The sequence below is a fragment of the Campylobacter concisus genome, assembly GCF_015230035.1.
In the GTDB taxonomy this organism is placed as follows: Bacteria; Campylobacterota; Campylobacteria; order Campylobacterales; family Campylobacteraceae; genus Campylobacter_A; species Campylobacter_A concisus_BK.
The window spans coordinates 75,852-86,897 of the sequence record NZ_JAAKZD010000007.1 but is presented as its reverse complement, the minus strand read 5'-3'; the positions used below and the strand labels follow the sequence as shown (position 1 = coordinate 86,897).

Sequence of the window (11,046 nt, the reverse complement as noted above, 5' to 3'; positions counted from 1 at the left end):
TGCCGTAAAATTTTATCAACAGAGGAGCATTTTGTGTAGAGATAAGTCATATATAAACTAAATCGCTAAAAGGTCGATTTAAATCAAAGAAAAACCTTACTCAAATAAATTTTGAAAAAATAGTTGAGTAGTTTAAAATTTACTAAGGATAGTAAAATGCAAATTTCTAGCTCGCCGTATCCTTATCTATCTAGAGAGCACATAGCTAGTGAGATGGGGTTTAAATTTAATGATATAAACGAGATCCTTGATAACAATATGGGATATGGTATGAGCTTTCCTAAATACGCAAGGCTAGATAGAAAAGCTCAAGCTGCGGCTTATGATAGGCACATATATCCGCTATCTGGCTTTACAAAAGGCGATGAAGCAAAAGTCACTATCATAGGAAAGCTTAGAGGCTACGATCCTGATTTTACAAGTGAGCAGCTGTCAGATCTCAAAAATTTCATAAATGAAAGCAAAGGTTTGTTTGTTGAATACATACAAGGTCAGCAAGCAAAACCAGACAATGATAAGCCAAAAATTTTAAGAGATACCCCATACACTGTAAATGAATTTTTAAATGAATATCGTGGCGATCGCCAGCTGCTATTTATGCAAAACTCAAGGACTATTGATCTACTTGATAGCGATATGAGCGTTGATGAGTTTAAAGAGGAGTGGGCTAAATATGCACTAAAAGAGCGGTTTGATCTAACTTTATCTGGCGAAGATGCCAAAAATGCTGTCAATATATTAAAAGAGATGAACGAAAAAGGTCTTCATGATATAGAGAGCGTTGAAGAAGAAAAAGACGACACCAAAGAGAAAAAATTTACTCCTATCCAAGCTGAAAGCAAAAACACTGAAACTTATGACATTGCTAAGGATGAGAAATTCTCATATTTACTTAAGCTTCAAGAACTTGAGAGAGAACGAGGTATCGATGTACTTCGTATTATGCAAAAACTTGAAGAAAATGGTAAAAAGGTTGTCGATAAAAAGGTTTAAATTTATCTTTGTATTTAGTGCAAGCCGCCACTAAGTCATCCCATGACAAGGTAGAGAATGATCCTCGTTCTACTTTATTATCAAGCCATCTTATTTAAAATTTGCTTCTTATCTATCTTTTGCATAAGCTCTAAGACGTCTATGCCTCTTTTTTCTTTGAATTTTAAAAGCTCTCTTGCATAGAGAAATTTTTGATCCTTATTTATATCATAGGTCTCATACTTCTTCTTAACCTGCATAGGTTTAAATTTCTTCTCGCTTTGCTCTTTGGCAAAATTTGCATTGTATTCTTGCTCTTCTTTGATTATCTGCTTTCTTTGTTCTTCAACATCCTTTGTTGCTTTTTCTCTTGCTTTGGCAAATAATGTTTTAAATTCATCTATGCTTAGATCGGTTCTATCTAAAAGACTAAGCGACTCCTTGTTATTATTTGGATATAGAGAGGACATGCTATCCATAAAGGCTCTTAGGTCAGCCTCCTCTTCTTTTGTGCCAAGACCTATCATCTTACCTTCTATTGTTGGTTTGCCCTCTATAGAGTTATCCCTCAGAAAATCCATATAACCTTGAAGCTCCCAATCTATCGCTTTTTCTATGGTTTCTGGATATTTTCCGTATAGAGCCCTTCGCTCTTCTGGAGAGTATTTGTTCGATAGCATACTATCTATTTTATCTATGGTTTTTGTTATCCAGTCTTCCGTTCCTTCTTCTATACCGATTATTTTATCTAGTCCAGCACCAAATGGTCCTTGCATATAAGCATCAACTTTAGCTTTCTCATCTTCTGCAGATAAATTTTTATTGCCGTGAGCTATATAGTCATCTAAAATTTCTTTATATTGCATCGATCCATTATAGGTAGTAATAAACATTTCAGCTCCCCCTTACGCCTTTATATCAACATCTCTTTTTATACCAAGCATATCTACTAGGTATTTTCCAGCTGGGTTTTCATTTAGCTCTTTTACTAAATTTAAAGGTGGCATGCTAAATTTTAAAAAGCTATCCATAAAGTCTTTACTCTTTTTACCGTCCTTGTCTATCTCACCAAAAAGAAGCTTTAGCATTTTTAGATTATGCTCCATCATCTTTTTAAATGATAGTTCGTCTTCTTCATATCCCCTACGTCTATCTTCAGGAGTGCTGACAAAGCCACTTTCTAAGTCGATATAGACAAAGTCTCTTTTAGATCTGATGTAGTCTTGCATATATTTAGGCATGCCAGCTATGTCATTATCAGTAGCATTTATAAAGCCAGGTCCAAATTTCATCTCGCCCATTAGATCAAACAGCTCAAAAGCTCTATTAAATTCTTTACTATCTATGCTCTTATCATAGCCTTCTCTTTTGCCTTGTGCTGTTGTCTCGCCCTCTCTTACATCAAGGTTGTTGTTTATAACGGCTGCTATAAGTCCGCCTTTAGTTATTGAGCCATCTTTATTAGTGTATTTCTCTCCATGCGGATCCATAAATACACCACTTCCCACACTCTCCTTGCCGCCATTGTTGTTGTTAAAGATATCTGTTGTTGGCTTTAGTGGCTGTCTGCCGTCTCCTCCTTTAAAGCTTGGGTTGAAAAAAAGCGTGCTTATCATCTGCTTATTTGACTCTTTGCCGTTAAAATCAGCCGCAGCCGAGCCAAATTCATGAATGGAGTTATGGATCTTGGTTACTTGCATACTTTGGCGGTTATACTCAAAGCCTTGAGGGAAATTTCTTATCTCATCTAAGCTAAAGCTATCTTTTGAATTTAGTGTGTCTTCGTCAACTACTTGGGAGAGAATTTTATAGGCATTATTTACGGTTTTTAGTATGTCGATGCTATCAAAAGTCCTTTGCATATAGTCAGACTGCGTCTCTATCCTTACTAACGACTCCAGCGTGCTTGAGTGAATTTTATAATCACTTGGTATGCCAGCTTGTTTATTAAACTCATCTGTAAAGTAGCCATCCTTATCTACCTTGTAGCCTAAAACCTCTGAGCTGGTTTGTTTGGTGGCAACTTTAGTTGATACTTTTATGCTCTGCTCTAAATTTAATGGGTAGCTACCAAGTGCATTTATCATCTAATATCCTTTTAGTTTCATGCTAAAGATATCGTCTTTTTTGTGAAAAGATTTACCTAGTAAATTTAGCTACTTTTGCCTGCCTAAAGCATAAATTTGATTTAGCTTATTAAAAGCTAAATTTATATTATCTTCGCTTGGCTTTACGGTGCTCTTTTTTAGTAGCTCAAGCACTAAATTTTTAAAATTTTCTCTATCTTCTGCTAGCTTTTTAAGAGTAGCCACATCGCTTAAGCTTTTACTTCTATGATCCTTCGTCTGGGCGGCGATGAAAGCGTTGTTTAGCAAGACTTCAGGCTTTAGCGCAGTCTCTCCACCTTCTAGGATCGCAGGACTTTCTGACTTTAGAAAACTAATAAACAAAGCCTCTTTTTTGTAACCAGACTCCGTTTTATAGTAAGAGACATCTGGGCTAAAGCCACCAGTGTTTTCCTGCTCTAAATTTGCAAAATTTAGCTTTTTAAGGTTTGTTTTTATGCCTAGCTTTGCTAGATCTTCGCTTAAATTTGATGCGAGCTTCATTTCATCTTGGCTACTAAAGATATTTGTAACGACCTCGTTTTTGCGACTATTTAAAAAATCAATATTTGATCTATCGCTCAAATCTGCGTTAAAATCAATGCCTTTCATCCCTTGCGAGATGTAGCCTTTTGGCAGGCTTGCTAGGTCGCTATCTGTAAAACTATCTTTGTTTAAACTCTTGCCCATTACCTGAGAAAAAATGGCGTAATACTGACCTATCGTGTTTGCAATGTCGATATTTTCAAAGACATCATTGTCAAAAAGCTTGCCACTTGCGTTGCTGTAAAGGACGCTATTTATGTTATTTTGCTTTGTTGCGAAGTTTAGAAATTCTTTTATCGTGCTTTTGTGAAGCTTAAAGTCCTGTGGCAAGCTGGCTGCTTTATTAAAGCTAGCGTCCATAAAGCCAGCATTGTCGCTTTGATAGCCAAGCTCGTTTTTATCTTTAAATTTCACGCTATAAATGCTTTGCTGTGTATCTTTTGTAAGCTCGAGCCTTTGTAAATTTTGTGCAATGTCTTTTGTTTTTTCATTATTTGCAAGAGCGTTTTGAAATTTGACACTTTCAGACTGCTCTTTTTGAAGTTTCCTTGCTTTTGCCTCAGTAGCTACTGAGCTATACTTTTGCGTGCTAACGCTAAAAATGCTCATTTTTCATCCTTGCTTATCAAATTTATATTTAGTAAGCAAGGAGCGTTCCTGCTTCAAAATGAGTTGTGACTTTTGGGTGGTTGTAAGAAATTTGGTTTTAAATTTAGCTTTAAGGGCAAAAAATGAAGAGTTAAATTTACTCTTCACTGCCTTCGTTGATACCAAAAAATGTATCTGTGTGGATGTTTTCAAATGCTGCTTTAAGCGATGTAAAGAGCTTTGGATTTTCTTTTTCTAAATTTGCTAGAAGCTGCTTGGTCTCATATCTAGCGTGCGGCATCTTCACGTCAAATCTCATCGCAGGACACGCCTCATCACCAACAACTCTTAGCTCATTTTTGATCGCATTTTCGCGAAGCTGCCTCTCACGCACAAAGATAAATGGCCTGATCACGACGATGCCATTTTTTGCTCTATATTTTGGAGCAAGCGTCCTAAGCGCGCCATTGTAGGTAAAATTCATAAAAAAGCTCTCTGCCGCGTCGTCTAAGTGATGAGCGATCGCGAGCTTGTTAAAGCCGTGATTTAGCGCGTAGGTGTAGAGATAACCCCTTCTCATGCGCGAGAAAAAGCTGCAAAAGCTAGAATTTTTGCGGATCTTCTCCTTTGATATCTCAAATATCGAGCTACCTATCACCTCGTGCTCTATGCCATGCTCGTTGCAGTGTTTGGTAAGATATGCGTAGTCTTCGCCCATGCCGTAGCTTAGCGTCACTGCCTTAAACTCAAATTTCTCAGGCGTGACGTTTTGGATGTGCTTTAGCACGTGAGCGAGTGCGAGGCTGTCTTTGCCGCCACTAAGGCCAAGCAAGATCTTATCTCCGCCCTCTATCATCTTGTATCTAGCGTTTGTCTGGCCAACTTGCCTAAGCAGTCTCTTGCTAAGCTCTATCATAAGCTCTCCACCATTTCTAGGATAAATTTAGCGCTGACGTTTGCTGAGTCTTGTAAGAATTTATCAAAGTCAAATTCAGCCTCATTGCCAGCTCCGTCGCTGATGGCTCTAAGGATGAAAAATGGCACGCCAAGCGTCTCGCAAACTAGCGCAACGCTCGCTCCCTCCATCTCGGTAGCACTCGCGTTAAATATCTTTTTGATCCACTCTTTTTTCTCGTTGTCACAGATGAACTGATCGCCAGTTGCGATGATACCTGAATTTAAGCTCATGCCCTTTTTGCTAGCGACATTTTTAGCTAGCTCATTTAGACCCTCATCGCTCTTAACAAAGATACTTGTCCCTGGCACAAAGCCGTATGGATGTCCAAACGCCGTGATGTCAAGGTCGTGTTGCACAAGGCTAGTGGCATATAGCATATCGCCTATCTTTAAGCTCTCATCAAGTGAGCCAGCAACGCCTGTAAAAAGCAGCTTTGAAGCCTTAAATTTCTCTATCATCAAGGTCGCAGTGATCGCCGCATTTACCTTGCCGATCTTCGAGTAGGCTATGACTAGGTCCTTGCCTTTATAGTTTGCCTCGTAAAATTTGTTATTTGCATATTCGGTAGTTTTATACTCGCCAACCATCTCAAGGATCGGCGTTATCTCCTCTTGCATCGCTCCAAGTATCGCTATCATCTCTCCTCCAAAATCTTCACAACCTCTTCAAGGCTCGCCATGTCAGTGACGCTGTATGTCGGTTTTTCTGTGATCTTTTTGTTTATGCCTTTAAGTGTCGCCGCTCCAAGCTCGATAAAGCAATCAACCTCGTTTTCATAGTTTTTGATGCTTTGCTTATAGTGAACTGGATGCGTTAGCTGCTCTTTTAAAAGCACTAGCGCTTCGTTTTTATCAGTGTAAATTTTTGCATTTACGTTTGAAACGACTGGGGCAAAATTCGCAGCCAAAACGCCCCCAAGCTCGTTTGCTAGTTTAACACTAGCAGGCTCAAGTATCGGGCAGTGGCTAGCCACTGACATATTTAAAAGCATCGCTCTTTTTGCACCTGCTTCTTTAAATTTTGCCTCATATTTAGCAAGGTCAGCTCTTACGCCAGCTACAACTATCTGACCGTCGCAGTTGTAATTTGCAGCGTAAATTTGCAAGCCCTCATTCTGTGCTTCTTTACAAATCCCCTCAACGACTTCATCGCTAAGTCCAAGCACCACCATCATGCCAGCATCTTTGCCAACGCAGGCTTCTTGCATAAATTTACCACGTAAATTTACAAGTCTAATCGCTTCAACAAAGCTAAATGCGCCACTAACCGCAAGGGCTGTAAATTCTCCGAGTGAGTGGCCTAGGCTAAACTCTGGCTTAGCTTTTATGTGCTCATTAAAAGCTAGATAGCTCATAAGCGAGTTTAAAACGATGGCAGGTTGGGTAAATTCTGTCTTATCTAGCTTGTCGTTTTGAGTAAATAAAAGCTCTTCAAAATCAATGCCTGTGTCGTTGCAAGAGTCATTTAATAGAAGTTTTGCCGAAGAGAAATTTTCATAAAAATCTTTCCCCATGCCAACACTTTGCGAGCCTTGACCCGCAAAAATAAAAGCAAATTTTTTCATTTTGGCTTCTTAGTGGTGGTGATGTCCGTGACCGCCACAACCGCAACCACCTTCGCCATGTCCGTGACCACCGCAGCACTCATGCTCGTGATCATGATCGTGTCCGCCACAACCGCAAGTGTGAGCGCCTGCTACCATGCCAGTTGCTTTTTCATCTTCAGTTGCGTCTCTAACTTCTAAAATTTCAACATTAAATAGCAAGTCTTTGCCAGCGTATGGGTGGTTAAAATCAACTGTCACTTCGTCATCTTTGATCTCTTTAACGATGACGCGAACGCTTGAGCCATCTTCATTTTGACCAAAAAGCTCCATGCCCTCATGCAGGTCTATACCAGCAAATTGCTCTTTTGGAAGTGATTGAATGGCATCTTTATTGTATTCGCCACAACCCTCAGCTGCTTTAATGTTTATAGTAGCCTTGTCGCCTGATTTTAATTTACTAACTTCTTCTTCAAGCTTTTCTATAATGTGGCCATGTCCTGTAATAAAAGAAATTTGACCACCTTCTTGCATATTTGACTCTAAAATTTCGCCAGTATTAGCGTCTTTTAGCTCATAAAACATTGTTATAACTTGATCTTTACTCACAATAATCTCCTTGGAATTTAGTTTTGATTAATGTGAGATTATATCTAAAAAAGAGTAAATTTTAGTTTCTGTTAGGAGCGGCTTTGGCTTCTTTGCTATCTGGGTAGCCTACTTTTAAAGCCTTATAAAACCTATTTGCACTTTGAGTATCGCCGATCTTATCAAAGCTTATAGCTGTGTGATACAAAAGTTTTGGAGTGTAGTCAGCTTTATCTTCACTTTGTATACTTTTTTTATAGTATTGTATGGCTGTGCTGTATGATTTTTGACTATAAGCAACTTCGCCTAGATAATAATTTGAAGCACCAGTTTTATAGCCTTTTTTATTTAAATATTCAAAATATTCAGCTGCTTCTGTGCTATTGCCAGAATTTAAAAGCTTAATGCCATCAGCTAAAATATCCTTGTCGCTTTTGCCACTAAAATTTGAAGTTGGCTTATTTTGTTGTTTTGGATTTGCATTTTGCTTTGGTTGAGCAGCGTTTTTATCCATTATTGCACCTAATTTATTTAAGGCAGCAGTAATGTTTTTATAGTTTTTATCTTGTATATCTCTAGTCTCATCAACATAAGCTTTTAACGATGTCAAACTTACACCAGAATCGCTTATACCACCATTGACTTTGGTTTCGATATCGTTCATTCTTTGCTCAAGTTTATTCATCCTAGCACTCATACTCTCAATCAAGCTTTGCAAACCTTGAAGTTGTTCTGAAACATTATCCATGTTTTCTTCAATATTTTGAACACTTCTTTTGTTGCTTAGAGTTGCCTTTTCATCATCTGTTAGTCCATATGGATTTGCGCTATCCATATTACCTGCGTCAAATGCTGAAACTTCTTGAGCTGAACCTATAGAGAAAGCGGCTCCAAGAAGAGCCGCAATGATTATTTTTTTATTCATTATTATTTAATTACTTACAGATTAAGGAAGTACTTTGAAATCTGCACGTCTGTTTTGAGCGTCGCAAGCTTTTGTTTTGTCTGTACAAACTGGGTTGCTTTCGCCAAAGCTTACTACAGCGATTCTATCAGCGCTAACGCCATTTCTTACAAGAGCGTCTTTAGCACTTTTAGCACGTTTTAGACCAAGAGCATAGTTATACTCATCTGTACCCCACTCGTCGCAGTTACCTTCTACTTTTATAGAAAGAGCTTGAGCGTCAGCTTGGTTGAATACTGATGCATTTGAGCTAACAACACCTTGTTGGTCAGCTTTGATATTAAATTTATCAAAGTCAAAGTATACACTTTTAACTTGGCTCTCGATGTTAGCGATAAGAGCTGCTAATCTATCAGCATCACTCATGCTACCTGAGTTATCTGCAGATTGATTTGAATTTGCATTCATATCAACTTCAGGGTTTTTAGAGCTACAACCGCTCAACAATAAAGTTGCAACTGCAACACTTGCTAGAACTACTTTTTTCATTCCTTATCCTTTTTGAAAAATTTGGTCGAATTATAACATATTTTTTTTAAATATTACCAGAATATTACCAATCAATAGATTGAATTTTACCTACTTTTAGTGGAAATTGGAAACTTCTGTTCTCATTTAATCTAACAACGCCAAGCGAGCTTTGACCGCCAAGTTCTTTGATAAATACGACACTTTGACCATCACTTGAAAATCTTGGATAGTTATTTTTACCATTTGCTGTAAGCTGACGGATAAAATCTGTTTGAGTTGAGATCAGATAGATATTAAAGCCACCACTAGCCTCTCTACTTGAATAAACTACATAGTTTTCAAAAGTGCTTACTGAGTTGTTGTTTTTACCATGAAATACCATTTGCTCAACACTTCCGCCTGAAGTTGCAGGTGTTGCGAAGATATTTGGATATCCAAGTCTATCTGAAACAAAAACTATCCTACTGTCATTATCTACGAAATTTCCATTTACGTCAATGCCTGGATAGTTTGTGATCTGAGTTAATTTTTTGCTACCTGTATTATAGATGAAAATATCTGGTTGATCTTTTGGAGCCATAGTTAATAGAATTTTACTTCCGTCTTTGCTAACATCAGATGCTATAAGCATACCCATACTATCTATTATCTTTGTTTTAGTGCCTGAATTTAGATCATATCTAAACAAAGTAGGTCTGTTATTTACATAAGATGTATAGTAAAATTTACTCTGATCAGCGCCTGCCCATTTAGGGAAGATATTTAGACCACCGCTTACTATTGTCTTTTGATATGTAAGTGTGTAATCAGCCACTATAATAGAGCTTTGGCGAGCTGAAGTGTATTTTGCTAGGATGATAAATTTCTCCATCCAGCCAACTGGTGGTAAATTTAGCTCATTTGTTAGCTCAACTATACTCTTGTGTGCCAAAAATGGGTACTTTGCACCATCTGGCATATTATAAACTCTCTCATACCTTGTAGTTGCAGTTTTTGCATCGATGAGTTTTACTCTTAAAGTAAGAGGTGAACCCATAGAACCTTCAAGAGCATATCTAAAGATAAGCTCAACACCTTTGTCGCTCATTGTATTTGTAGCTGCTGTTCCCTCGTAGGTTGAAGGCACGTGATCTTCTATAACCTCAAAGTCTGAGCTAACTTTCAAGTCGCCTAGCATGATCTTAAAGAATTTATCTTTAAAGCCCGCATCACTAACAGCTGTAGTTGCATCTTGCAAAGCTATCTTTGGCAAAGCAACACCTTGATTGATAACAGATATCGTCGCATCAGCAGCATAAAGCCCTAGAGCAACGCACAAAAAAAGAAAAATTTTCTTCATCTCTACTCCGTAAATTTATAAATTTTAGTTTATTTTATCTTCTAAATTTAAATTAAAAGTAGTACTTTTGTCTGGATTAAATGGAAATTTCTCTGCAGTAAGCTTTTCCAAGCACTCTTTTACCTTTGCATTAAACTCTTCATTATATGATAGCTCTAAAATTTCATAGCTAAAATTTCCACTCTGATCTATCATGACTTTTACTTTGGCAAGGTTTGCAGAGTCAGCTTTATAGCTTTGCCATCTTCTTTGAATTTGCTTTGTTATAGCACCCATCAATGGATCATAAGTGCCAGTCATTTGTGACTTTGGTGCAGTTGGGTTTTGATCTATTTTTAGGCTCTTTATAATATCGCTAGCCTCTTTTGCAGCTTTTGAGCTAGAAGCCTCGCTTTTTTTGCGGCTTTGCACTTTATTTTCAGCCTTTTTTATACCATCATCTTTTTTAAGTTTAGTCGAGTCTATATCACTAAAGAGATCTTTTATATTTGGCTCTTTTGGTTTTGGCTTTTCAACTGGCTTTGGCGTAGGTTTAGGCTCAGGTTTTGGCTCTGGCTTGACATCCTCTTTAGGCTCTTCACTAGGTTTTGGGATTTCAGGCTTTGGTTCTGGTTTTTTAGGCTCAGGTTTTGGCTCTTCTTTTGGAGGAGTTGGTAAGCTTGGGGTTGGCAATGGTTCATCTGGCACAACAGGTTTATTTGTAGTCTCTTGTTTATCTTCTTCTGACTCTTTTTTAGGTTCTGGTTTTGTCTCTTTTACGACCTCTTTTGCTTGTTTTGGCGCTTTTATGGTTTGATCAACTTCTCTATCAACCATAACTACATCCATAATAGCATCTTTGTCATCAGTATATTTTTTAGGAGGCTCGCTAAAAAAAGTAAGCTTTATAAACAAAGCAAGCACAATGATAATGTAAATGCAAAACGCTACAAAAAACGAACTAAGCGTTGGAAATTTAACTTTATTAGGCAT

General features: G+C 37.8%; 12 protein-coding genes. 1 reads left to right on the top strand and 11 read right to left on the bottom strand.

The window, feature by feature from the left end:
* The first annotated feature begins 156 nt into the window (after window positions 1-156).
* Window positions 157-993: a hypothetical protein gene (locus tag G6W41_RS06120; protein WP_194170944.1), complete on the top strand. Its 837-nt coding sequence runs from the start codon at window positions 157-159 to the stop codon at window positions 991-993.
* Window positions 994-1,073: 80 nt separating this feature from the next.
* Here the strand turns inward: G6W41_RS06120 and G6W41_RS06115 are convergent, their stop codons facing one another.
* From G6W41_RS06115 to G6W41_RS06065, 11 genes are all read right to left on the bottom strand, one after another.
* Window positions 1,074-1,865 carry a cell surface protein gene (locus G6W41_RS06115; protein WP_430733018.1) on the bottom strand — a complete coding sequence of 264 codons (792 nt, stop codon included), beginning with the start codon at window positions 1,863-1,865 and terminating at the stop codon, window positions 1,074-1,076.
* A gap of 12 nt (window positions 1,866-1,877) precedes the next feature.
* On the bottom strand, window positions 1,878-3,059 hold the full coding sequence (locus tag G6W41_RS06110) for a Cj0814 family flagellar-dependent secreted protein (RefSeq protein ID WP_194170943.1): 1,182 nt from the start codon (window positions 3,057-3,059) through the stop codon (window positions 1,878-1,880).
* 69 nt (window positions 3,060-3,128) lie between these two features.
* On the bottom strand, window positions 3,129-4,232 hold the full coding sequence (locus G6W41_RS06105) for a Cj0814 family flagellar-dependent secreted protein (protein ID WP_194170942.1): 1,104 nt from the start codon (window positions 4,230-4,232) through the stop codon (window positions 3,129-3,131).
* A 136-nt stretch (window positions 4,233-4,368) separates the two neighbouring features.
* Complete coding sequence (locus G6W41_RS06100) at window positions 4,369-5,127, bottom strand: tRNA 2-thiocytidine biosynthesis TtcA family protein (RefSeq protein WP_194170941.1); 759 nt, start codon at window positions 5,125-5,127, stop codon at window positions 4,369-4,371.
* Window positions 5,124-5,807, bottom strand: a complete 684-nt coding sequence (locus tag G6W41_RS06095) for a 5'-methylthioadenosine/adenosylhomocysteine nucleosidase (protein ID WP_021084954.1) — start codon at window positions 5,805-5,807, stop codon at window positions 5,124-5,126. Before G6W41_RS06095 ends, G6W41_RS06100 begins: the two co-directional genes overlap by 4 nt.
* A complete protein-coding gene (gene fabD, locus G6W41_RS06090; protein WP_194170940.1) occupies window positions 5,804-6,733 on the bottom strand; it encodes an ACP S-malonyltransferase in 930 nt (309 codons plus the stop codon). The genes G6W41_RS06095 and fabD overlap by 4 nt, the downstream gene beginning before the upstream one ends.
* A gap of 9 nt (window positions 6,734-6,742) precedes the next feature.
* Entirely contained in the window at window positions 6,743-7,327 is a 585-nt protein-coding gene (locus G6W41_RS06085) for an FKBP-type peptidyl-prolyl cis-trans isomerase (RefSeq protein WP_223154902.1), read from the bottom strand.
* Between the two features lie 55 nt (window positions 7,328-7,382).
* Window positions 7,383-8,225: a tetratricopeptide repeat protein gene (locus G6W41_RS06080; RefSeq protein WP_002939416.1), complete on the bottom strand. Its 843-nt coding sequence runs from the start codon at window positions 8,223-8,225 to the stop codon at window positions 7,383-7,385.
* 21 nt (window positions 8,226-8,246) lie between these two features.
* On the bottom strand, window positions 8,247-8,753 hold the full coding sequence (locus G6W41_RS06075) for an OmpA family protein (RefSeq protein ID WP_002939415.1): 507 nt from the start codon (window positions 8,751-8,753) through the stop codon (window positions 8,247-8,249).
* Window positions 8,754-8,817: 64 nt separating this feature from the next.
* Window positions 8,818-10,074, bottom strand: coding sequence for a Tol-Pal system protein TolB (tolB, locus tag G6W41_RS06070; protein ID WP_009294339.1), 1,257 nt, complete (start codon window positions 10,072-10,074; stop codon window positions 8,818-8,820).
* 24 nt (window positions 10,075-10,098) lie between these two features.
* A complete protein-coding gene (locus tag G6W41_RS06065) occupies window positions 10,099-11,046 on the bottom strand; it encodes a TonB C-terminal domain-containing protein (protein WP_012001335.1) in 948 nt (315 codons plus the stop codon).

Coding starts and splice junctions, on each gene's coding strand:
- G6W41_RS06120 (WP_194170944.1), top strand. CDS start 157: ATGCAAATTTCTAGCTCGCCGTATCCTTATCTATCTAGAGAGCACATA.
- G6W41_RS06115 (WP_430733018.1), bottom strand. CDS start 1,865: ATGTTTATTACTACCTATAATGGATCGATGCAATATAAAGAAATTTTA.
- G6W41_RS06110 (WP_194170943.1), bottom strand. CDS start 3,059: ATGATAAATGCACTTGGTAGCTACCCATTAAATTTAGAGCAGAGCATA.
- G6W41_RS06105 (WP_194170942.1), bottom strand. CDS start 4,232: ATGAGCATTTTTAGCGTTAGCACGCAAAAGTATAGCTCAGTAGCTACT.
- G6W41_RS06100 (WP_194170941.1), bottom strand. CDS start 5,127: ATGATAGAGCTTAGCAAGAGACTGCTTAGGCAAGTTGGCCAGACAAAC.
- G6W41_RS06095 (WP_021084954.1), bottom strand. CDS start 5,807: ATGATAGCGATACTTGGAGCGATGCAAGAGGAGATAACGCCGATCCTT.
- fabD (WP_194170940.1), bottom strand. CDS start 6,733: ATGAAAAAATTTGCTTTTATTTTTGCGGGTCAAGGCTCGCAAAGTGTT.
- G6W41_RS06080 (WP_002939416.1), bottom strand. CDS start 8,225: ATGAATAAAAAAATAATCATTGCGGCTCTTCTTGGAGCCGCTTTCTCT.
- G6W41_RS06075 (WP_002939415.1), bottom strand. CDS start 8,753: ATGAAAAAAGTAGTTCTAGCAAGTGTTGCAGTTGCAACTTTATTGTTG.
- tolB (WP_009294339.1), bottom strand. CDS start 10,074: ATGAAGAAAATTTTTCTTTTTTTGTGCGTTGCTCTAGGGCTTTATGCT.
- G6W41_RS06065 (WP_012001335.1), bottom strand. CDS start 11,046: ATGCCTAATAAAGTTAAATTTCCAACGCTTAGTTCGTTTTTTGTAGCG.